This window comes from Litoribacter populi, from assembly GCF_007483685.1.
GTDB classification, from domain to species: domain Bacteria; phylum Bacteroidota; class Bacteroidia; order Cytophagales; family Cyclobacteriaceae; genus Litoribacter; species Litoribacter populi.
Genome location: NZ_VMKN01000002.1, coordinates 551,335 through 574,374 on the forward strand (window position 1 = coordinate 551,335; position 23,040 = coordinate 574,374).

The 23,040-nt window shown below is 45.3% G+C and carries 16 protein-coding genes; 9 read left to right on the plus strand and 7 right to left on the minus strand.

The features are described from left to right. Positions 1-93: 93 nt before the first annotated feature. The 5 genes from FPL27_RS18135 to FPL27_RS18155 form a co-directional block, all read right to left on the minus strand. Positions 94-642, minus strand: coding sequence for an REP-associated tyrosine transposase (locus FPL27_RS18135; protein WP_143962640.1), 549 nt, complete (start codon positions 640-642; stop codon positions 94-96). Between the two features lie 75 nt (positions 643-717). Beyond that, positions 718-3,813 (minus strand): efflux RND transporter permease subunit, encoded by a 3,096-nt coding sequence (locus tag FPL27_RS18140; protein WP_143962641.1) that lies wholly within the window; start codon positions 3,811-3,813, stop codon positions 718-720. A gap of 3 nt (positions 3,814-3,816) precedes the next feature. Next, positions 3,817-6,846, minus strand: a complete 3,030-nt coding sequence (locus FPL27_RS18145; RefSeq protein ID WP_143962642.1) for an efflux RND transporter permease subunit — start codon at positions 6,844-6,846, stop codon at positions 3,817-3,819. Positions 6,847-6,966: 120 nt separating this feature from the next. Further along, positions 6,967-8,049, minus strand: coding sequence for an efflux RND transporter periplasmic adaptor subunit (locus FPL27_RS18150; protein ID WP_143962643.1), 1,083 nt, complete (start codon positions 8,047-8,049; stop codon positions 6,967-6,969). An 81-nt stretch (positions 8,050-8,130) separates the two neighbouring features. After that, positions 8,131-8,637, minus strand: coding sequence for a septal ring lytic transglycosylase RlpA family protein (locus FPL27_RS18155; protein WP_143962644.1), 507 nt, complete (start codon positions 8,635-8,637; stop codon positions 8,131-8,133). Positions 8,638-8,764: 127 nt separating this feature from the next. Between FPL27_RS18155 and FPL27_RS18160 the strand changes: the two genes are divergently transcribed. Both FPL27_RS18160 and FPL27_RS18165 read left to right on the plus strand, forming a co-directional pair. Then, entirely contained in the window at positions 8,765-9,994 is a 1,230-nt protein-coding gene (locus tag FPL27_RS18160) for a metallophosphoesterase family protein (protein WP_185974421.1), read from the plus strand. Beyond that, positions 9,991-13,023, plus strand: a complete 3,033-nt coding sequence (locus FPL27_RS18165) for an AAA family ATPase (RefSeq protein WP_143962645.1) — start codon at positions 9,991-9,993, stop codon at positions 13,021-13,023. Before FPL27_RS18160 ends, FPL27_RS18165 begins: the two co-directional genes overlap by 4 nt. 70 nt (positions 13,024-13,093) lie before the next feature. On the opposite strand, the gene FPL27_RS18170 is transcribed toward FPL27_RS18165, so the two are convergent. Further along, entirely contained in the window at positions 13,094-14,137 is a 1,044-nt protein-coding gene (locus FPL27_RS18170; RefSeq protein ID WP_143962646.1) for a hypothetical protein, read from the minus strand. A gap of 131 nt (positions 14,138-14,268) precedes the next feature. Further along, complete coding sequence (locus tag FPL27_RS18175) at positions 14,269-14,952, minus strand: arylesterase (RefSeq protein ID WP_143962647.1); 684 nt, start codon at positions 14,950-14,952, stop codon at positions 14,269-14,271. Positions 14,953-15,101: 149 nt separating this feature from the next. Here FPL27_RS18175 and FPL27_RS18180 point away from each other — a divergent pair, with 149 nt between their 5' ends. The 7 genes from FPL27_RS18180 to FPL27_RS18210 all read left to right on the plus strand — a co-directional run bounded on the left by FPL27_RS18180 (position 15,102) and on the right by FPL27_RS18210 (position 22,936). Then, positions 15,102-15,779, plus strand: coding sequence for an ABC transporter ATP-binding protein (locus FPL27_RS18180; RefSeq protein WP_143962648.1), 678 nt, complete (start codon positions 15,102-15,104; stop codon positions 15,777-15,779). Next, entirely contained in the window at positions 15,772-18,294 is a 2,523-nt protein-coding gene (locus tag FPL27_RS18185) for an ABC transporter permease (RefSeq protein ID WP_143962649.1), read from the plus strand. The genes FPL27_RS18180 and FPL27_RS18185 overlap by 8 nt, the downstream gene beginning before the upstream one ends. A gap of 189 nt (positions 18,295-18,483) precedes the next feature. Beyond that, positions 18,484-20,067, plus strand: a complete 1,584-nt coding sequence (locus FPL27_RS18190) for an amidohydrolase family protein (protein WP_143962650.1) — start codon at positions 18,484-18,486, stop codon at positions 20,065-20,067. A gap of 172 nt (positions 20,068-20,239) precedes the next feature. Further along, complete coding sequence (locus tag FPL27_RS18195) at positions 20,240-20,689, plus strand: MarR family winged helix-turn-helix transcriptional regulator (protein WP_143962651.1); 450 nt, start codon at positions 20,240-20,242, stop codon at positions 20,687-20,689. A 62-nt stretch (positions 20,690-20,751) separates the two neighbouring features. Continuing rightward, complete coding sequence (locus tag FPL27_RS18200) at positions 20,752-21,267, plus strand: YceI family protein (protein ID WP_143962652.1); 516 nt, start codon at positions 20,752-20,754, stop codon at positions 21,265-21,267. A 105-nt stretch (positions 21,268-21,372) separates the two neighbouring features. After that, positions 21,373-22,323, plus strand: a complete 951-nt coding sequence (locus tag FPL27_RS18205; protein ID WP_143962653.1) for a ring-cleaving dioxygenase — start codon at positions 21,373-21,375, stop codon at positions 22,321-22,323. Beyond that, positions 22,316-22,936: an alpha/beta hydrolase gene (locus FPL27_RS18210; protein WP_143962654.1), complete on the plus strand. Its 621-nt coding sequence runs from the start codon at positions 22,316-22,318 to the stop codon at positions 22,934-22,936. Before FPL27_RS18205 ends, FPL27_RS18210 begins: the two co-directional genes overlap by 8 nt. Positions 22,937-23,040: the final 104 nt, after the last annotated feature.

Consider the following 23,040-nt stretch of genomic DNA (forward strand, 5'->3'; position numbering starts at 1 on the left):
GTTATAAAATTAAGATACATTGTTGTACCAAGTCTTCAGACTTGGTACCATGAGTTGGGAGTCTCCTGACTCCTCCAATCTTATAATTTCAGTTCAATACAAACTCACCCTCACCAACCCCTTCACTCCGACATAGTCCCTGGCCGAACTGAACAGATAATGTTCCGCTTCCTCCACAATCATAGCGCGGACAGGATTTTGGTGGATGTAGTGAAGTTTTTGTTCGAAGAATTTTGGAGAGAAGATTTCAATAGCATACACCCCATCTTTCCAAAATTTATATTTCTCAACACCTTTGACGATCATTCCCCTAAATTCCATCTGATTCAGCATCCATTTCTTCCTGGACTCCACAGATTCTTTTTCTAAACTGATCAAGACTTTATAGGCTACAAATTTTTTGAAATCTCTCATTATATCACTCAGCCTCTTGGGTTCAACTGCACGACATAAAAGGTGAAGGTGGTTGGTCATCAAAACCCAAGCATAAATTTCAAGCCCTTTATTTGCAATACAATAATTCAAACAATCGACTACTTCGTATTTGTATTCTTTACGAGTGGACACATCCATCCAGTCTACGACTGTGAATGTTAGAAAATAGATAGCATTTTGATCTGAAATGCGATATGGCTTCTCCATATTTTAAAAAGTTGAAGTTGAAAAAAAGTGACATATGAGGTTGTACCAAGGCGAAGCCTCGGGACAACACCCCTACTACGACCTCCTCCACAAAAACACCGGCAAAGCCCAAAACACCCCGATCACCGAAAAAACCAGCCCCCCAATAGTCCCGATCGCCAGGGAAAACCAAAAAATCTCATTCTGCCCTTCCATGATAAAGGGAATCAGGCCGAAGCAAGTGGACAGGATGGTCAATAGGATGGGTACCGCCTTGCCGCCTACAGATTTAAGCACATTGCGGTTGTAGTTGCCAGAAAAGCGGTTATTCAGGTCGTTGACGATGAAGATGGCGGCGTTGACGGCGAGGCCACCGAGCATCACAAAGGCTGCATAGCCGCCCTGGTCAAAGTAGAAGTCAAATAGTGAGAAAATTAAAAACAGACCGATAAAGGAAATCGGCACAATGGCAATGATATAAAATGGCTGCTTGAGATTTTCAAACAGGATTCCACAGATAAAGAAAATAGCCAGAATCAACACTAATAGCAAGCTGTACTGCCTTTTGGTCTTGTCACTGTTCCAGCTCCAGCTCTGCTTTTCAGCAGAATAGCCAATCGGCATCAGCAGCTTCATTTCCTCCAAAACCTCATCCAAATACTCTCCCCCAAACTTCGCCGAGCCCATGTATTCAAATGAAATAACCCGGATATACTGCCGGTCCTCCTTATGCAAGGCACTTGTCGTAGACTCTTTGGTCAGTTGTCCAAAATTGCCCACTTTGAAAAAGTTGTTTTCCCCGCCAATCAAGCTGTTTTGTTCCAGGTCAAACTTGGAATACCGATTGGCATGCCGATCTCTGATAACCACACCATAGCGCTGTCCCTCCATGGTGAGGAAAGTCTGCGGACCGGTAGGCTTTGTCACTTCCAATAATGCATTGACTACCTCATATTGATTCGTGTTGTGGAGTGCTAATTCGGACTGGTCAAACCTCAGCACATATTCTTCAGTTTTGCGTTCGTTGTAGGATAACCGCTCATTGGTATTGACCTCCTGTATCCGCTTGTGTTGAAGGAGCTTTTCGGCCAATACTTCTGATTGCCGCTCAAGTTCATCGAAATTATAACCTTTCATAGCTACCCTAAAGGAAGGAATCCCCTCCCCGCCAGGACCAGCGGAAAACCCCTGCCCAACACCATAAATACTCCAATTGGCACCGCTCCAGTCGGTTGATTTGACCGCCAGCCTACCTTTCAACTGATAAGGCAAGGCTCCCCTTTCATATTCTTCCTTGAACGTGATAACAATCTGGGCTTGTTGGCCGGAATTCACGTTGGAGACATACTGATCTATGCCTTCCACTCCGGCCAGGTAAGTCTCAAACTCACGGATTAAAAAATCCATCTGGTCAAGGGTGTTCCCGAAAGGAAGCCGCGCATTGACATATAGTCTGGTTTTCTCCATTTCCCTATAGGAGGACTTTTCAAAAACACCCCGCACAAACATCCGGAAGGACCCACCAAGAACCTTGTCTACGTGTGGTCTCACATCTTCCTGATAAAAGGTACTGCCAACCGTCTCATTATACCACTCCTGCCCCTCCCATTTGCTAGGAAGGTAAAATATCGGTAAGCCAAAAAGCAGCAACAAGGCCGTGATGTATACTTTTCTATACTTAGCGGTAAAGCCAATGAACTTTTGATACCCTCTGAAAAATTTAACTCTTTGGCGAAGCTTCTTAATGCTAAGCCCCCTCCCATTCAAATATTTATCCCCAAATAACAAGTGATACATGGCTGGGGTGAAAAGCAGAGCCACCAGCAAGGAAACTCCTAGCATCACCGACACCACCTGGGAAAACTCGGTCAGATTCTTTCTATCCTCCTCCGGCAACAGCAACACCATCAGCAAAGCCGCAATAGTAGTCAAGGAAGCCGCCAATAGTGCCAAGAATACCTTCCGGTTCTTATGCTTGTGCAAGTGGTCAATCATGATGATCGCATTATCCACTATCAGCCCAAATGAGATGGTCAACCCAGCCAAGGAATAAAGGTGGATATCCACTTTGAGTAAATAAAGAATTATCCCCGTGATGCTAAGATTTACCACTATCCCCAAGAACAGCACGGTCAAATACTTCCAATTTCTATTTATCAAAAAGATAAAGACAACCAGAATCAAAATAGAGAGTCCTGACCGCTTGTAAATTTTGTGAAGTTCCTTATCTAAAAACTCGGTATCATCATTTTCCAGCCTTACCTCAAAACCTGCCGGAAGTTGCGCGCTGACTTGCCTTACCGCATCCTTTACCTGCTGCGCCAACACCACCTTGTTGACACCTTCCCGGTTAAATACCGAAAGGGTGACCGAGTTGTTGCCGTTAATGCGGTAGTAGCGGGTGGGTTCGGCTTCCTCCAAGGTGATGGAAGCCACATCTCCAAGGTAAACTTCCTTGCCTTTGTTATTGCCCACAAGCATATTTTCCAGCTGGGCCATGTGCTGTAGCGACTGGTCCACCTGCACAAAAAGCGTCTGGTCTTCCCGGTTGAGCACATTGCCGGGAAAGTTTCTTCCAAATGAGCGCTGAAGCGATTCTATCAGTTCGTTGCGAGTAATGTTATAGGCCTGAAGCTTGGCCACATCATAGGTAATGTAAAGCTGCAAGTCATTTGCCCCAAGCACTCTGAGCTCTTCAATTTCCTCAAACCTGTTGAGGGCTGATTTCAGCACATCCTCCGTGATCTTCTTTATCTCAAAAGATGCAAAAGGGCCATTTACACTGTAAGTCAGAATCGGTACGGACTCATTCCTATTCTGAGCACTTTGGTAGATGATGGGGTAAGAAACCTTGGGATCCATGGAGGGATAAACCTGGCGAACCAAGCTAGCCAGCTCAAACTGCTTGAACTCCATATCGGTGTTCTTATCAAACCGCATGGTGATACTTCCCCGATCATAATTGGAAACGCTGTTGATACTTTTGAGGTCGGCAAGTTGGGAAAAGGCCCCCTCCAAAGGTGCAGTTCCCAGTTTTTCCACCAGTTCTGGACTTGAGCCAGGTACGTTGTAGGACACCCGCAATACAGGTTCGCGCTCACGGGGATTTAGATCCACGGAAAGCTTTGGCACCAAAGCAAAGCCGATGACCGAAAGGATGATAAACGATATGATGATCCGGAATGGCGTCATTGGTTATTTCTTAGGGGTCAAAAACCAATAGGCCAATGGCACAAAATACAAAGCGGTAAACGTCCCGATGGTAAGCCCACCGATCACACTGAACACCAATGGGCGCTGTAAATCGGCTCCTAAACCAGCACTGAAGACCACCGGCATCAAAGCCAGCATGGTCGTGATAGAGGTCATCAATATGGGCTTAAGCCTGATTTCCCCGGCTTCAAACATGGCTTTGTCCAAAACTTGTGTTTTGGTCAAGGAAAGTTTTTCGGAATACTTCACTCTCAGCCGGTTGATGGTATCAATCTTCAAAATGGCATCATTCACCATAATCCCCAACATCACCACCAGCCCAATTGCCGACATCACATTCAAGGAAGTGCCAGTCAACCATAGAACCAAAAACGCTCCTCCTATGCCAAGTGGCAAGGTGAAAATTACTATCAAGGGCTGCACAAAACTTTCAAACTGGGCCGCTAGGATAAAATACAGCAACAAGATCGCAATGAAAAGAATACCGACCAATTGCTCAATTGTCTCCCTATCCCTGAAATATTGCCCGGCAAAGTCAATGTTGAGCTGCCTTTCAATACCCCAGTCACGGATCTGAGCTTGGGATGAAAATCCCTCACCGGTAGGAAAGGCCACCGATTGGTAAACCCCACTTTTGTCAGCGGTGATAAACTTGTATTGGTTTTCGTAATCAAAGTGGACAAAATGATGCAGCCCGTATTCAACCCCGTCTCTACCTTTGAGCTTTTGACCCTGAATGAGCTGCTCAAAATTCATCTGGTCCTCTTTCAGCAAAATTGGTGTCACCTCTCCAAAACGTTTAATATCGGTGATGTTGAAATTGCCAAATAGCTTCTTGAGCTTATCTTGGAGTTGACCGGGTTCGATTCCGTAAAGGGCAAGCTTTTCCAAATCCAGCTTGAAAACCACTGAGGCCTCCTGCTGCAGACCTGGCCCCCTTTCCCATGTTTGGGAAGGAAAGTTCATCAGGTAATCATCCATTTGGTAACCAGGGATGGGCCGCTTGCTTTGCAGGTCTTTCCACCTGGCTTCAAAAAATGGGACATCCGAACTGAAAAGCTGGTCAAATGCATTCGGAGCATCTTCCAGCTTAAGCATGGCTTTCGGATAGTTTTCCCGCACCCAACTCAAAAGTCTTTCTGATTGCTGATTTTTTTCATCCTGGCTGGAAAACAAAAGATAAAGCGTTGCTTGCTGAAGAGAGTTTTCCCCTTCGAAAAGCAGAAACTGGCTTACCCCCACATCACTTTCAGCCTTTTCAAATCCACCTTCCAATGCAGCCAACATTTGTTGCACACGCTGCTTGTTTTGGGTGGCGGAAATGGGTTCCTGCCAGTCAACAGCTACCAAAGTGTCCATTTTCTCAATGGGCGGCAAACCTTCTACATCCAGAATTTGACTGACGGCAAGCAGAAGTGGGATTAATAGAAACAGTAGGGCTAAATTTCTTTTTCGATGTAGAAAGATTTTGGCGTAAAGCTTTTTGTAGCCCCTCAACACCCACAAATAAAGCCTGCTGTCCTCCTCTTTTTCATTCAACTCCTTGTTCTTGAAAAACAACCAGTAAAGCATCGGCAGAAGAATAAACGCCACCAGAAGGGAAACCCCTAAAATGGCGGCCACCGAAACGGCCTGGTCAAAGAACAAAGCCCCGGAAATCCCGCTCAAAAATACCAAAGGCACAAACACCGCCAAAGTCGTCAAAACAGAACTTATTAAGGCCGACATCACTTCATTGACCCCAGCCACACAAGCCTCAAATAAAGGTAAACCTTCTCTCCGTTTCCGGGTAATGTTGTCCAAAACAATGATTGCATTATCAATCAACATCCCAAGCCCTAAAGCCAAACCGCTTAAGGAGATAACATTGATGGAAATGTCAAAAGACCAGAAGACCAAAAAGCTGATGATCAGTGAGGAAGGTAAGCTTATACCTATGATCAATGGGGTACGGTAATTTCCCATGAAAATGAATAACACACCAAAGGCAAATATGCCCCCGAACAGCAAACTTGTCTGCAGGTTGCTAATCCCAGCATTGAGCAGCATAGACTGGTCCTGTGTAATGTCAAAATCTACTTGAGGATAATCCACTTTGAAAAGCTCCACCGCCTCGTAGATTTTGGGAGTCAGCTCATTCATTTTGGCGGCAGCCTGCTTATGAACGGTCACTACCAAGCCCTCTTCGCCCTGATAAAGGTGGTAGCCCATGACCTTGTCCGTATCATACTGCACCTGAGCCACCCGACCAAGGTTTACCACCTGGCCCTCATCTGACCTGACGGGGAGTCTTTTGATATCATCGGGATGGTCTACGCGGGTAGCTAATCGGAGGTAATACCTAAACTGCCCATCCTCCACGCTGATTCCAGGCAGCTCACTATTGCCCGCTTTGATAGCATTGATAACATGTTCCTCGGTGAGGTTGAGTGCTCGAAGGGCGTCCTTATCAGTCTGTACGGTAATTACATTGCTCTTTTTACCATTGATGTCCACCAGCGACACACCTTCTAATTGTTCAAGCCTTTTCTTGAGTACGTTTTCGGTAAGCAAGGTGACTTCTGCATGGTCGATACCTGGTTTGGGTGTTACTTGCACCCTTACTACAGGGATATCATTAGTATTGATTCGGATGACTTGGGGGCGGGAAAGATCTGAGGGCAGGGAATTGGTCAGGCGGTCAATTTTCTCATTGACATCAATGTAGGCCAATTCCATTTTGGTACCGTAATCAAAGGACAACCTTATGGTCCCCACCTCACTGCCGGCCTTGCTTTCCATATCTTCAAGGCCGTTGAGAGTCACCAAGCCTTCACGTATGGGACGCAACACATTCTGCTCTATGGCATCAGGTGAAGCATTTTCATAACTCACCTTCACCACAATCTGCGGCACATCTATGGGCGGCAAAAGTGATATGGGAAGGGTGCGAAAAACAATGACGCTAAAAACTATCAGCGCTAAAAACGTCATGCTCACCGCTATGGGCCTATTCAATAAAAATCTAACCATTATTACTTATTGTGTTTTGGAATAGTAAGAGGTAAAAGGTAAGAAGTAAGAAGAAGCGGAATTCTCATTCGCTTCTTTTCACCTTTGACTTTTCACTTCTCACTTCTTACTTTTCACCTCTCATTCCTCCACTATCATCACCGGCGCCTGATGGGCCAGCTGCAAGTTATTCGTCGTGATCACCGTCATATTCGGATCGATGCCTTTGAGGATCTCCACCTCTCTACCATTGTCCTTGCCCACTTCCACGTAATTCCACTTGGATTCTTTGCTTCCATTTTCAAGTGTAAATACCACTGGGCGACCGGAGCGGTAAACCAATGCGTCTTTTGGTACTACGATACTGTTATTTTGCGGGGCACGGATCACTGCCCTGGCGTTCATTCCGGGGAGAAGTTTGCTATTGGGGGCTAAAGCTATGGAGACTTGGACCAAGCCGTTTTCATCTACTTTGGGATTGATGCTTTTGACTGTCCCGCTGATCTGGGTATCCTTGCCGGAAACGGGATATACTTCCACTTTTTGGTTTGCACTTACAAATCCGATATCAGCTTCCAAAACCTTTACTTTTAAGGTCAACTGGTCAGCACTGATCAACTCACAGAGCTCATCCCCGCTATTGACCAAGGTACCTTTCTTTATAGCCAAGTCTGCAATTTTACCGGAAATAGGAGCCTTGATAACCGACTTTTCCAGTTCCAGTTCCGCCTCCCTCACTTCCAGTTCAGCGGCTAGAATGCCGGAGTTAGCTCTCAGCTTATCGGTAAATTCATCAACATTTACAGAGGTGTCCTGACCTGAAAGGATTTTTCCAAAACCCATTTTACGGTCATCGAAATCCGCCTCGGCCACCCTTTTTTGGATAAGGGCTTTCTCGAGTTTGAATTTAGAATCAGAATTGTCCAACCTTGCGATGATCTGACCTTGGGACACGGTTTCCCCTTCCTTGACCAAAAGCTCAGTCAGGTAACCGTTTCTTTCCACTACTACTTTCAATTGATTTTCAGCCTCCACTTTTCCTGAGGCATTAATAAGGTAGTCAAATGTGCGCTTTTCGGATTGGGCTACCCGCACTTGAGTGGCGGAAACCTCCTGTCGGAAGGAATCGAGTGGCTGTTCCTTTTGGGAATCATCCTCCTGCTCACAGGCAAAAAACATTAAGGATGTCAGCAGTATTGAGGCAAGTCCAAAACTTTTGTTCATATTCAGTCAATTAAACACCGGGGGTCTAATTAACTAAAGATTTAAATAATTTCAAACAAGTTGGGGGAAAATAATTGGCTTTTATTGAGCCGACTGGAAAAATAGTTCGGTATTTTTATTGTAGCTCACCGATTGAAGAGGGGTTCTCAAGCGGATATCTTTAGGAACGTTATCGTAATAATCTTGTAGTTCCTCTATCTTTTGACGGGTCATAACTGCGATCCTCACTGGTACAATACCATCGTTGATCATGCCCAATTGATTTGCAGCTTCTCGGGAAAGGTCTATTACTCTTTTGGAGTTTTGGGGAAGCCTGTCGTTGATTTTTACTATCACCTGTTTGCCGTTTTTGCTGTTGGTGACTTTCAGGCGAGTGCCAAAGGGCAGGTGTTTGTGCGCAGCTGTGAGTTCCTGCATGTCGAATATCTCCCCACTGGCCGTCTTGCGTTGGTGAAATTTCTTTCCATAAAAGCTCGCCACTCCCTTTTGGATCACCAATAAAGAGTCTTCCTCCGCAAGAACACTGGCCTCAGCTACGTTGAACTTAAAGAGGAAAATTATAAAGCCTATGAAAAGAAACTTTTTCATAGGGCTGCGATGGTCAATATTTGTGCCATTTGGTGACAACTTTCGTCCGACCCATTGCCAGTCCCAAATTAAGGGCTTAAATTTAATCGCAAACCTTGATTTCACGCATTTTACTTTGACGCTTACCATGCTGAAAATACTACATACCGCCGACTGGCATCTGGGGAAAAAGCTCCAGGAATTTCCCCGAATTGAGGAACAAAAACTCGTTTTGGAAGAAATCTGTGAGATTGCAGAAAGAGAAAAAATCGACCTGGTCATGCTGGCCGGAGATATCTTCGATTCTTTCAACCCCAACCATGAAGCGGTAGAACTTCTCTACAAAACATTGAAGCGACTCTCCAACCATGGGAAAAGACTGATCATTGCCATATCTGGTAACCATGACAGTACCCAGTTTGTCGAGGCACCTGATCCGCTGGCTAGGGAGCTGGGAATCGTTTTTTACAGCAAACATGATTCTGTGGTGAGACAAGGTCCGGTTGGGGACGGCATAGAAATCACCAAAAGCGAGGAAGGTTTCATGGAGGTCAGGTTTCCGCACATCGCTTTTCCTGTGCGGGTAATCATGGCGCCTTACGCCAATGAGGTATTGCTGAAAACTTTTCTGGGTGACGGCGACAAGGAAGAATCCCTTCGTCAAGTCCTAGAGGAGAAATGGCAAAAACTGGCCGACAGCCATTGCGACACAGATGGGGTCAACCTTTTCATGGGCCATTTCTTTTTTGTCAGAGAAGGTGAAAAACCTGAACCCGAACCTGAAAGTGAGCGCCCTATTCTCCATGTTGGAGGAGCTCAGGCCCTTTATACTAAAAACATCCCTGACCAGATCCAATATGCAGCTTTGGGACATTTGCACCGCTACCATGCCGTGCAAAAGGAACCTTTTCCGGTGGTATACAGCAGCAGTCCCCTAGCCTACAGCTTCAGCGAGGCAGATCAGGATAAAAGGGTGGTCAAAATTGAGGCCCAACCTGGAAGCAATGTCGAATACCAGCCCATTACCTTAAAGCAAGGGAGACCGCTTTTCAGGAAAAGGTTTGAAGATCTGCAAGCTACTCTTGAGTGGTTGAAGGAAAACCCTTACTGTTTTGTGGAACTAACCTACGTCACGGAAGAATCCATCGACGCTCAAACACGCAAAGCCATCATGCAAGCCCATGACGGAATCGTCAATCTCATTCCTCATTTAAAAGCCGGTTTTGGCAGCTCCAATGGGGAACTTCAGGCAGAAGACCTGAATGAGGATATGGAAACACTTTTCATCAAATACTTCCAAAGCCAGAAAGGTATGGAGCCAAACGAAGAACTTTTGACCCTTTTTAGGGAAATTACCAGCCAAACATCAAGCGAATGATTCCAGTAAGATTAGACATTGAAGGCCTTTACTCCTACAAGGAAAAGCAAAGTATAGATTTCACCCAATTGACCTCAGCGGGTCTTTTTGGAATATTTGGGGCAGTGGGAAGTGGTAAGTCTTCCATCTTGGAGGCCATTCTTTTGGCCCTCTACAGCCGAACGGAACGTCTTTCCCCCGTAGGAGAAAGAGCCAGTATGGTCAACCTCCAAAGCGAAAAAATCTCCATCGAGTTTGAGTTCCTGGCTGGAAAAAACAATGCTATCCGCTACAAGTCACAGTATATAGCCAAAAGAAACCGAAACAACTGGGAGGACGTGAAGACTGCGACCCATACTTTCTATCGAGCTACCGAGGACTCTTGGGAACCCCTTGAGGAAAGAGGGGAGGATATCTTGGGCATGAAGCTGGATCATTTCCGCCAAACGGTTATCATTCCCCAAGGCAAGTTCAGGGATTTTATTGAGCTTGGACCAAAAGACAGGGCCACCATGATGAAGGACCTCTTTGGTCTTTCCCGCTTTGAACTTTTTCCCCAGACCAAGGCCTTGCTTTCGGAAGTATATACCCAAAAGCTGAAGCTCAACACCCAGCTGGAAACTTTGGCGGATTATACCAAAGAGAATCTTCAAGAACAGTCAACCCTACTTAAAAATCTAAAGGAAAAAGAGAAGGAGCGCGCCGGTGAACTTGACAAATTGGAGGCACAATTTTCCCATGCCAAGCAGTTAAAAGATAAACATCAGGAATATAAGGAGATACAAAAAAAATGGAACGAACTACAAACGCGTTCCTCAGACATCGAAAGGTCCAAAGCCAATCTCCAACAGTACCAAAAAGCAACCCTACATTTCAAACCTATTTTTACTCAACTCGAGGAATTAAGGATAGATTTGGAAAAATACAAGGTGAGCGTGACCGATTGCCAGCGGTGGAAAGATGATTTTGAGAAGGAGGTCAATACACTTTTGGAGACTGAAGCCAACCTTCAAAAGGAGTATCAGAAGAAGGGTGAAAGGGAAGCTAAAATCAGAGATTTGAAAAAGGTCATGGAAATTAATGCCCTTCAATTTTCCTCAAAAAACAACCAGGCGTTGATCGAGAAACTTTCTCCCACTATCCAAAATTGTCAGGAAAAAATCGCTCATCTAACCAAGCAAATTGAGGAGCAGGAGGGTCTTTATGACAAGCTGAAAGCTCCCGACCCAACCGAGTTGGCCAACCTGAAAAGCATGGTGTGGGAGGTAGAGGAACTAACGAAGCAATTTACCCAACTGGAAAAGGACCTCCGTCACAATAAGCTTCAACAGGCGGAGGTAAATGAACAGGTAATTGTCATCCAGAAAGAAATGCCTGAAGGTGTGACTACCATGGAGGATTGGGTTCAATCTCTAGAGAATCAAATCCGCCACCAGGAAGTATTGAGGGAAAAACTCTTGCAACAGCAGGGCCTTACCGCTTATGCCGGCCACCTGCATGATGGGCAACCATGCCCCCTGTGTGGCTCCGAAAGCCATCCCATGCCATTGCCCGCTGATTTTGACAATTTAGAATTATCCACCAACGAAAGTCAAATCAAGGAAGCCAAAACCTTCCTTGAGCAAGTCAGGCAAAAAGGCTCTTCCATGGACAGGATTCTTTTTTCACTCCAAGACCTTGGAGAAAAGATATCGGAAAAGGAAAAACAGCTTGCAGGCTTGTCAGAGCGAAAGAAGCAGCTTCACCACCAACTGGCGGAAAAAGGATATTCAACTGTTCACGAGGTGCAAGAGGCCCTATTGGAAGCCAACAAGACCACGGAAAAGCAAAGCAAGCTTTTAAGCAGTCTGAAAGCATTGAGACAGGACTGTAGCAAGTTGAGGGAAGATTCTTCCTCCAATAAAGAAAAACTGCAAAAGGCCCAAAATGAATACAGCGCCCAACTATCGGCCATCAACAGCAAAAAAGATGACCTGCAGTTTAAGGATTTCTGCCAGCCATACTTTGCTCAGACCAATGAGCAGATTAAAACTACCATCGACAAGGTGCAGCAGGCCATCGATCAGCTGGAGGTCAAAATCAAGCGGAACAAAGATGCCCTTATTGATTCCCGCGGCCGACAAAGCACCAACCTGGCAAACCTGAAGCAGTTTTCTGAATTGCTCCAAAACTGTGAGGAAAAGCAGGTTTCACAAAAGGAAAACCTAAAAGGTAAAATGCTTGAAATGGGTTTTGAACTGGAAGAAGAACTTAAGGCTATTCTTGATCAGAAATTGGATACGGAAAAGCTAGAGGCTCAAATCAATGAGTTTGAAAGGCAGTGGCACCTTACCAAGGATCGACTGCAGGCTTTTGAGCAAAATAAGGAAATCACCGGGTTCAAGGAGGAAGAGTTTGCACTGCTTGCTAGCGGATTATCCCAGACCAAGGAGGCATTTGACCAGCTAAAGAAGGAAATAGCGCTTACCCAGAATCAAATGGAGACCACCCAACGTAAACTGGAAGAAAAAGCTGTGCTGAACAAATCTCTGGATGTGGTAGAGAAAAGGGAAAGCAACCTGAGGGAATTGGAGGGACTATTCAAAGGCAGCGGCTTCGTGAAGTATGTCAGCAGCATCTACCTCAAGGAACTTAGCCACACAGCCAATCGCCGCTTCATGAAGCTAACCAAGAACAACCTTAGCTTAGAGATCGACAACGATAATACTTTCTGGGTTCTGGATCATTTGAATGGAGGAAAAAGAAGGTTGCTCAAAACACTTTCCGGTGGGCAGACCTTCCAGGCTTCACTTTGCCTGGCCTTGTCGCTTGCAGAGAAGGTGAAATCTCTCAACCGGGCTGACCAGAGTTTCTTCTTCCTAGATGAAGGTTTCGGTTCCCTGGACAAAAATTCCCTACGGGTAGTATTTGAAACCCTCAAATCCCTCCGCCACGAAAACCGCATTGTAGGCATCATCTCCCACGTAGAAGAACTGCAGCAGGAAATAGGTGTCTATGCAGAAGTGGAGCTCGACGGGGAGAAAGGGAGTGTGGTGAGGTATTCGTATTGATGGATGACGGATGTCCGATGTCCGGTGTCGGATGACTTAAAGCAATTCCCTCAGCCTATGAAATGTCATTTTATAAGCTGGGGGAGTTGTTATTTTGTTTTAATCTCACCCGATAAAAAGTTAGATAATCTTGCTCCTCACCGATATAATCATCATTTCGTAATGCCCAAAAAGAATCATTCAAATCCATTATCCCACTGATGGTCTTCATGTGACAAGGAACCTGAACTTCATTAGACCAGCCTTTATCCTGCTGATATACTTTCAACATGTTGTTATCGAAATCGGGGAGTTTAGGCCAATTTTCACGATCATGCAAAGCTTCCCTTTTGTAAACCTCCCCTTCGATTCCCTCACTATAATGAACTACCACTCCATTTGGAATAGCAAAAAGGTTTTTGACCCCTCCTTTCAACATCTTCCCGTACGAGCTTGCATACTCCTCGTTAGAACCTTCCATCTGGACGAATTTTGAGGGAGAAAAATCCAATGTTATCAATGATTCCTCTTTTGCATCGGGGCTATAAACATGGATAAGCGACTCGGTGTCTAGAGCCAAATAAATTTCCCCTTCCCCAGCTGAAAGCGCCATCATAGGATAATCAAATTTCAGGTCCGTTAAATATTTGCTATCACTGGCAAGCTTGAATACAGACTCCGAATTCCCTGTGCTCAAATTCAACTTCTCAACCAGCTTATAATCTTTATAAAAATTATCTAGGTAGGGATTCCCTCCATCTCTACCGGGAAAAAACAAGTAAACATCATCCTCATGTTGCGCATACATATGTTGGAAATAAGCTGCACCTCGTAATTCTGCCGGAAAAGACATCTCGTAATACCTTTGTACTTCCAAGGCTTCATTCAACAAAGGCATTTTGTTCCCGAATTGGTAAACTAAAATATTACCGTCTTCCAAAATCTTCAAATTTGTCACATGACCTATAGATCCTGGACCTTCTAATGCAAACTCTTTGGCCATTACAATTTCACCCTCAGTATCAAAAAGTGTTATTTGTCGATTTTGATAGTCATAAGCTATTCCTTTATCACCTCTAAAATCCAAAGAGTTTATACTTCCCATCAATGCTACCTGGATTGAATCCTCAATCACAATTTCAAATGTAAAATTATCCTCAATGTCCACATCTGTGGAACCACCGCAGGAAGAAAAAAGAACAGAATAAGTTGATAATCAGTGTTTTACAAAGTCATTACTAAGCAAAAAAAAGCGACCTAAGCCGCTTAATTTATCATGGGTTCCAAATATTCCCATACCGTTTCGGCCACTATTCGGTGGCCTTCTTCTGTAGGATGTATACCATCGGGAAGGTTGAGGTGCCTGACACCACCGACCCCTTCCAGCAGGAAGGGAATAAGTTTGACGTTTTTCTCAACGGCAATCTCTTTGTACATCAGCTCAAAATTTGCGGCATACTCTCTTCCCATATTTGGGGGGATCTGCATTCCGGCCAGAAGGATCCGTGTATCGGGATATTTTTTCCTCACCATCTCAATCATGGTCTCCAGGTTTTTTTGGGTTTCCTCTACTGCTATACCGCGCAAACCATCATTTCCTCCAAGCTCCAATACAAAAATGGATGGCTCTTCCTCCAAAAACCATTCGAGCCTATTGATGCCACTTGCGGAAGTTTCGCCGCTCAAGCCACCATTAATCACTTTATAAGGCAATTCCAGACTATCAATCTTGTTTTGGATCAGACCTGGAAAGGACTCCTCTTCATCAATCCCATACCCCGCTGTGAGGCTGTTGCCAAAGAATAGAATGGTCTTCCTCTCCTCCTTGATCGTCCTTTCTACCACCGATCCGGTGGTTTCTGCTTCTTGCTGTGGTTGATCTCTCGGACCACATCCAGAAAAGGTGAAAAGACAAATAAGGAGTATGTACAGGTGGTTAAGCGTATTCATTATATCTTGAATCTAGGGTGTGCAGTGGTTGCATTACAATTATAAGGCTAAATTGTTTCCCCATAAAAATTAAGCCATTATTTTTATACCAAACGATTACAAGCAAAATTGCGTTTACCACTAGACATCCCAATAATAAACACTTTTCCATGAGCATACTTTCCGTACAGCAGGTCAGCAAAATCTATCAAAGCGGCAGCCGTAAACTTACCGTACTTGACAATGTCAATTTTTCCATTGATGCAGGGGATACCGTCGCCATCGTGGGCCCTTCCGGAAGCGGTAAAACTACCCTACTGGGCTTATGCGCTGGGCTGGACTCTGCCAGTTCGGGAAGTGTGGTACTCAACGGCAATGCCCTGGAAAACCTCTCCGAAGATCAGAGAGCCGAGGTAAGAAACCAGCATGTAGGTTTTATCTTCCAAAACTTTCAACTTTTGCCCACACTCACAGCCTTGGAAAATGTAATGGTTCCCCTTGAGCTGAAGAAAAGAAAAGACGCCAAACAGAAGGCATTAGAACTACTGGATAAAGTAGGCCTATCCGACAGAGCTACCCACTACCCCACCCAGCTTTCTGGAGGGGAACAGCAACGGGTTTCCATTGCGCGGGCTTTTGCCAATGAACCCAAAATCCTTTTTGCGGATGAACCTACCGGAAACCTGGATACCGAAACGGGAGAAATGATCGAAAACCTGATTTTTGACCTAAACAAGCAGCAGGGCACTACCCTGATTTTGGTAACCCACGATCATGAATTGGCTAAAAAAACCAATAAGATTATTCAAATCAAGGGCGGTAAAATCCAGGAGGAACAATATGTATAATTTCAAGTGGACGCTGTTGATGGCCTACAGGGATTTTAGACAGAACAAATCCAAACTGGCCCTGTTCATTTCCTCCATTGTCATTGGTATAGCAGCCCTGGTAGGCATCAGTACCTTTGGCGACAACCTCAGCAAGGATATCGATGGGCAGGCCAAAGAGTTGCTCGGGGCAGACGCCGTCCTCAGCACCAACCAGCCACTTGAAGACCAGCCACTCGACAGCATTGCCCAGCAAAAAAGCAGCGAGGTAAATTTTGCCTCCATGGTCATCTTCCCAGAGACAGGTGAAAGTAGACTTACCCAAATCCGAGCCTTGGAGGGACAATACCCTTATTATGGCAAATTAGAAACCACTCCGTTTGAGGCCGATTCTATTTTCCGCTCAGGAGGAAGGGAAGCTCTGGTCGAAAAAATACTACTAGCACAATTTGATGCCCAAGTGGGTGACAGCATCCAAGTGGGTGAAGTCAAATTCCGGATTGCGGGAGAGCTGGAAGGCGTGCCGGGGCAAACAGGTATTACCGCCACAGTGGCACCGGCTGTTTACATCCCTATGGAATATGCCGAGGAAACAGGCTTGATCCAGGTAGGCTCCCGGCTCAATTATGTCAACTACTATCAGCTGGAAGCAGAAAACATTGACGAAATTCTAAAGCCTTACGAAGAAGGATGGGAGGTGGACAACATCCGGCTGGAAACTGTGGAATCCCGAAAAGCCAGCACAGGCAGGTCTTTCGCCAATCTTTCCAGTTTCTTGAGCTTAGTTGCATTTATAGCTTTGCTTTTAGGTTCGGTTGGTGTGGCAAGTGCCGTGAATGTATTTGTAAAGGAAAAACTTGCTTCAGTAGCTGTCCTTCGGTGTCTAGGTGTATCCTCTAGACAAGCATTCATCATTTACCTTACCCAAATCTTGTTGATGGGACTAGTCGGTTCCATTTTGGGAGCGGTCTTAGGCTCAATGTTACAGGTGGTTTTGCCAAATGTATTCAGTGATTTTCTACCCGTTGAAGTATCAACAGAGGTATCCTGGAAAGCAGTAGGTTTCGGTTTGGGAACAGGTCTTCTGATAGCTTTGCTCTTTGCGTTGCTTCCCCTGTTGAAAATCAGGAAAGTTTCTCCAATGATGACCTTGAGGCCGGATGATGGAGAAAACACCAAGTTCTCCGCCGATCCTTTTCGCTGGTTGGTGATGTTTGGGATAGTCCTTTTCATTTTCTCCTTCAGCTTTTATCTATTAAGCGGATGGAAGGAGGCATTGGGATTCACAGGATTTGTGCTTTTTGCCTTTGCGGCTCTATGGGGGGTTGGTGTAGGAATTATGTGGCTAATCAAGCGATTCCTCCCCCTAAGTTTGAGTTATCCCATCCGACAATCCTTGGCAAACCTATATCGTCCAAATAATCAAACAATCTCCCTCATCGCTACGGTAGGATTAGGCACCGCCATGATCAGTACGTTGTTTTTTGTACAAAACCAGCTATTGGAAGAGGCAAAGTTTGCTGACCGGGAAGACCAGCCAAACATGTTAATGTTTGACATCCAGACTCAGCAGTTGGAGGCAGTACGCCAAAAAGTGGAAGACAAAGGATATCCTATCATGCAGGAGGTACCCATTGTGACCATGCGCCTTTCTGAAATCAACGGCAAATCCAAAAAAGACAATGAAAACCTCTTGGAAGACGAGCGCCTTTCCCGATCTCTGTACAACAGAGAATTCCGGGTGACTTACCGGGATACGCTTATAGATTCCGAAAGGCTGGTAGAAGGTAAGCTACGTACGGTTTCCTCTCCCCAAGACAGCATTTTCGTCAGTTTTGATGCTGGTTATGCAGGCCGGACTGGCATCAATATAGGTGATGAGGTTGTATTCAATGTGCAGGGACGTCCTATCAAAACTTATGTAGGGAGTCTTAGAAATGTAAAATTCAACCAAGTATCAACAAACTTTCTGGTGCTCTTTCCGGAAAATGTATTGGACAACGCTCCCAAATTCCACGTGATCATCACCAAAACCGGTTCGGATCGGGAGTCCGCAAACCTGCAGGCGGAAGTGGTGCGAGCTTTCCCCAACATCTCCGTGATAAACTTGGGCACCATCACTGAAACTTTGGAAAACATCTTAGGTAAAATCAGCTTTGTGATCCAGTTTATGGCCTTATTTAGTATTGCCACCGGGTTTCTGGTATTGATAAGCTCACTTATCTTGAGCAAATATCAGCGTATGAGGGAAAGTGTACTTTTGAGAACCATCGGTGCAAGTAGTAAAGTAGTAGGTAAGATCAACACGATGGAATATTTCTTTCTGGGGAGTTTAGCCTCTCTAAGCGGTATAATGCTCTCCTTCCTGGCCACATGGCTTCTCAGCAGGTTTGTGTTTCAGTTGCCATTCCGCGGGGCCTATGAGGAAGCCCTGATCGTGTACGTCTGCATCACCCTCCTCACGATCGTGCTGGGCTGGCTCAACGGTCGCAAAATCAACAATCAACCTCCCATGGTCATCCTACGGGAAGCTTAAAAACATCTATCCCAACCTGATAATTTATCTTGATCAGGACGGGATTCTTCAATATTAAATTTTCTCATATTTTAATCTACTAAACTCATTATTCTCTGCGCCCTCCGCGCTCTCTGCTGTTATTTTTCCCACGAGCGGTTTCCTTTCTCCCCTCAGAAAGCTTAAATTCAGCCCTTCAACAAAAAAACTATGAGAAAACAATTACTTTCAGTCTTTTTAATCTTCGCAACCTTCTCCCTTCAGGCACAGGTCACTTCTTCACCCGACAGGGCTGAAGGCGATGGTCCGTATGACCGCCTAATTATCAGAGGTGTCACCTTGGTAGATGGCACCGGGGCACCTCCAGTCGGACCAGTAGACATAGTGGTCGAGCAAAACATCATCAAAGAAATCAGAACTGTCGGCTACCCGGGATTGGAAATAAAGGATGAAAGAAGACCACAAGCTGGAGAAAATGATGAGGTATTAGATTTAGAGGGGCATTATCTCCTTCCGGGCTTTGTAGATATGCACGGCCACATTGGCGGCAGGGGCCAAGGCACACCAGCCGAATACGTCTTCAAGCTCTGGATGGCCCACGGAATCACCACCATCCGCGACCCTTCAGCAGGCAACGGTCTGGACTGGGTACTGGAGCATAAAAAGAAGTCTGCGGACAATTCCATCACTGCTCCCAGGATTTTTGCCTATACAAGTTTCGGTCAGGGAGCAGGCAAGACCATCTCCAATGCCCAGGAAGCGAAAGATTGGGTAAACGAAAACGCAAAGAAAGGTGCTGACGGCATCAAGTTCTTTGGGGCTAAACCTGAAGTAATGCAGGCCGCCATGGAAGAAAACAAACGCATAGGTCTTCGGTCAGCCATGCACCATGCCCAAATGGACGTGGCCCGATGGAATGTGCTTCACTCGGCATGGGCTGGCCTTACCACCATGGAACACTGGTATGGCTTACCTGAAGCGCTTTTCACTGACCGCACCATACAAGATTACCGCTTGGACTTCAACTACCAAAATGAGCAGCACCGTTTTGCGGATGCGGGCAAGCTTTGGAAACAGGCAGCCCAACAAGGTTCGGACAAGTGGAATCAGGTCATGGAAGAGCTTTTGGAGCTAGACTTCACTTTGGACCCCACCTTCAACATTTACGAAGCCAACCGGGACCTGATGCGCACCAGAAGGGCCGAGTGGCATGACACCTATACGCTACCTTCACTTTGGAAGTTTTACCAACCGAGCCGTGAATCCCACGGAAGCTATTGGTTCGACTGGGGTACTGAGGAAGAAATACAGTGGAAAGAAAACTACCGCATCTGGATGAGTTTTATCAATGACTACAAAAACCGGGGCGGTAGAGTCACCGCAGGGTCGGACTCCGGCTTTATCTATCAACTATACGGATTTGCCTATGTACGCGAACTTGAACTCCTTAGAGAGGCAGGTTTTCACCCTCTAGAAGTTATCCGGTCCGCTACCATGCATGGAGCCGAAGCATTAGGTTGGAAGGATAAGATCGGAACGGTGGAAGTGGGCAAACTCGCTGATTTCGTCATCGTGGAAGAAAATCCCCTTCAGAACCTGAAAGTTCTCTATGGAACAGGCGCCATCCGCATCGGGGAAAACAATGAGCCGATCAGAGTAGGTGGTGTAAAATACACCGTCAAAGATGGTATCGTCTATGATGCCAAAAAGCTCCTGGAAGATGTGAAAGCCATCGTTGAGGAAAAGAAAAAAGAAGAAAACTCCACCATCAAACAACCCGGCCTCGACTGGTGATAGTGTCGGATGTCGGATGTAGATCACGTGCCCCCCCCACATCCGACATCCATCATCTGACATCCGTCATCCGTCATCCGTCGTCCCTCATCAAATTATTTTGAAATAAATCAAAAATTATGAAACTTTACACATGGATTAAATGTATATACATTAAATACACCGAAAAGACATGAAAATAGAAGAAGCTATAAAGCAGAAAAAGTTTAAAGACCCTTATAACAAGGCGCTGGTAAACCTGCTTTATACCAACAGCTATATCGTGTCGCATCAAGGTAAGCTCTTCAAGCCTTATGGCCTTTCACCTGAGCAATACAATGTGCTGAGAATCCTGAGAGGGATGCACCCAGAGCCGGTGACCGTATCAACCATACAGGACAGAATGCTGAACAAAATGTCCAATGCATCTAGACTGGTGGAAAAGCTAAAGCAAAAGGACCTGGTCAGAAGAAGCGAATGCTCAACTGATCGACGTCAAGTGGACATTACTATTACAGAGGATGGCTTGAAAATGCTGGAGGAACTTGAGGAGCAAGTGAATCAATTCAACCGTCAGATTCTTCAGTTAAACGAAATTGAGCTTGAGCAGCTTAACGGATTACTGGACAAACTAAGAGGGTAAAATTTTTTACCCAATTACATGTATAGACAATTATTGTAAAAACCTATAAACAAACGAACAACATGAGTACTACAAAATGGACAATCGATCCTACACATTCAGAAGTATCATTCAAAGTGAAACACTTGGTGATTTCTACAGTAACTGGTTATTTCAAGTCATTCGAAGGAATAGTAGAATCACCTAACGGTGACTTCAAGGACTCCAAGATTGAGTTTTCAGCCAAAATCGACAGCATCAATACCAATCAGGACGATAGAGATGCCCACTTGAAATCAGCGGATTTCTTTGACGCAGAAAAATACCCTGAATTGAAGTTCACCAATGGTGTATTGGTTGGAAATGTATTGAAAGGCGACCTTACTATCAAGGATGTGACCAAGCCGGTAGAGTTGGCCGTGGATTTCGGTGGAGTTGCTGATGATCCTTACGGAAACACTAAGGCTGGATTTGAGTTAGAAGGTAAGATCAGCAGAAAAGAATTCGGTCTTACCTGGTCACCTGTCACAGAAGCAGGTAGCGTAGTAGTAGGCGACCAGATCAAGCTATTAGCCAGCGTACAGTTGCTTAAAAATTAATTTAAATAATAAAATTTAACCGCAGAGAATCAGAGGACACAAAGAAATAAATAACAAATTTCTCTGCATCTCTGGTCCTCTGTGGTTTTTAAATTTACCCCTACCATGAACCCACTTGTAACCGGAATCCACCATATCACAGCCATCGCAGGAGATCCTCAGAAGAACGTTGATTTTTACACCGGAATCCTCGGTTTGAGGATGGTGAAAAAGACCATCAACTTTGACGCCCCGGACGTGTACCATTTGTACTACGGCGATGAACTGGGAAGCCCAAGTACGATCTTAACCTTCTTCCCATTCAAGGGAGCCAGGAAAGGGACCAAGGGTGCAGGAGAACTGACTTATACGGCATTTTCCATTCCCAAAGATGCACTGGAATATTGGAAGTCTAGGCTGGATAAATATCAGGTGACCCACTCAGACGAGCAAACCCGCTTTGGGGAGGCTTTGATCAGGTTTGAAGATCATGATGGTCTGGGAATAGAATTGATTGCCACGGACAAGGACAGCAGGAAACCCTGGACATATGGCCATATCCCTGCTGACAAAGCCATCTTGGGTTTTTATGGAGCTACGCTTAATCTGCGGGCAAAAGACCTTACAGAGAAGCTTTTGACCGAACTGATGGACTACCGCTTTATAGGAGAGGAAAATGGAAGGTACCGCTATGGCACTAAAGGCGAGCCGGGAGATATCATTGACATTGTATTGGACAAAAGCGGCAGACCGGGAATGCAAAGCGCCGGAACAGTGCACCACATTGCTTTTAGAACTGACAATGAAGACACCCAGCTTAAAATTCAGCGTAAGCTGATGGAAAATGGCGTGCAGGTGACTGAGGTCAAAGATAGAAATTACTTCAAATCAATTTACTACAGAGAGCCAGGAGGGGTGTTGTTTGAAATTGCCACCGACGAACCTGGATTTGCCGTGGACGAAGAAGTGAAACATTTGGGTGAGGCCTTGAAACTTCCGTCATGGGTAGAACCTCAGCGGGACAAAATCGAGTCACAACTTCCAGAAGTTAAATTAAACGTAAACCAATATGTCTGAAATCAGCCGAGAAGGACTTTCATTGCAGGAAGCCAATAAGGTAGCCATTATGATACATGGCAGAGGTGCCAATGCAAATAGCATTTTAAGCCTAAAGGATTATTTAAATCTGGAAGGCTTTGCTTTACTGGCTCCGAATGCCCAAAACGGCACTTGGTACCCATACAGTTTCATGGCCCCCGACGCACAAAACGAACCTGCTTTTAGCCAAGCTATAAAGCAAATCGGAGAATTGGTTCAGGAATGTATGGAACAAGGCTTCGATTCAGAGGATATCTTTTTTATTGGCTTTTCGCAAGGAGCATGTTTAGCCTTGGAATATGCCGCACAGCATGCTTCAAAGTATGGAGGAGTGATAGCTTTTACCGGTGGCCTGATAGGTGAAAAGATCAGGGAAGAAAAATACCAGGGTGACTTTGCCGGCACCAAAGTCTTCATCGGTAGCAGCAACCGCGACATGCACGTCCCCCTCTCCCGAATCCAAGATTCCGCTAAGCTCATAGAAAAAATGGGCGCCAATGTCAAAACCCTAATCTTCGAAGACCCCCAACACACCATCCGTGAGGAAGAGATGGATTGGGTGAATAAGAATATACTTTTAGACGAGGTTTAAGGGTTTAAGCGGCCTTCGGCCTGGGTTAAGGTTTTAAGGATGGCGTTTCTTAGCGTTGTTCCGTTGTTCAATCATATATCAAATCCGTGTAATCTGTGGTGAAC

Excerpts from the sequence above, each read along its gene's own strand:
- FPL27_RS18135 (WP_143962640.1), bottom strand. The coding sequence starts at position 642 with ATGGAGAAGCCATATCGCATTTCAGATCAAAATGCTATCTATTTTCTA.
- FPL27_RS18140 (WP_143962641.1), bottom strand. The coding sequence starts at position 3,813 with ATGACGCCATTCCGGATCATCATATCGTTTATCATCCTTTCGGTCATC.
- FPL27_RS18145 (WP_143962642.1), bottom strand. The coding sequence starts at position 6,846 with ATGGTTAGATTTTTATTGAATAGGCCCATAGCGGTGAGCATGACGTTT.
- FPL27_RS18150 (WP_143962643.1), bottom strand. The coding sequence starts at position 8,049 with ATGAACAAAAGTTTTGGACTTGCCTCAATACTGCTGACATCCTTAATG.
- FPL27_RS18155 (WP_143962644.1), bottom strand. The coding sequence starts at position 8,637 with ATGAAAAAGTTTCTTTTCATAGGCTTTATAATTTTCCTCTTTAAGTTC.
- FPL27_RS18160 (WP_185974421.1), top strand. The coding sequence starts at position 8,765 with ATGCTGAAAATACTACATACCGCCGACTGGCATCTGGGGAAAAAGCTC.
- FPL27_RS18165 (WP_143962645.1), top strand. The coding sequence starts at position 9,991 with ATGATTCCAGTAAGATTAGACATTGAAGGCCTTTACTCCTACAAGGAA.
- FPL27_RS18175 (WP_143962647.1), bottom strand. The coding sequence starts at position 14,952 with ATGAATACGCTTAACCACCTGTACATACTCCTTATTTGTCTTTTCACC.
- FPL27_RS18180 (WP_143962648.1), top strand. The coding sequence starts at position 15,102 with ATGAGCATACTTTCCGTACAGCAGGTCAGCAAAATCTATCAAAGCGGC.
- FPL27_RS18185 (WP_143962649.1), top strand. The coding sequence starts at position 15,772 with ATGTATAATTTCAAGTGGACGCTGTTGATGGCCTACAGGGATTTTAGA.
- FPL27_RS18190 (WP_143962650.1), top strand. The coding sequence starts at position 18,484 with ATGAGAAAACAATTACTTTCAGTCTTTTTAATCTTCGCAACCTTCTCC.
- FPL27_RS18195 (WP_143962651.1), top strand. The coding sequence starts at position 20,240 with ATGAAAATAGAAGAAGCTATAAAGCAGAAAAAGTTTAAAGACCCTTAT.
- FPL27_RS18200 (WP_143962652.1), top strand. The coding sequence starts at position 20,752 with ATGAGTACTACAAAATGGACAATCGATCCTACACATTCAGAAGTATCA.
- FPL27_RS18205 (WP_143962653.1), top strand. The coding sequence starts at position 21,373 with ATGAACCCACTTGTAACCGGAATCCACCATATCACAGCCATCGCAGGA.
- FPL27_RS18210 (WP_143962654.1), top strand. The coding sequence starts at position 22,316 with ATGTCTGAAATCAGCCGAGAAGGACTTTCATTGCAGGAAGCCAATAAG.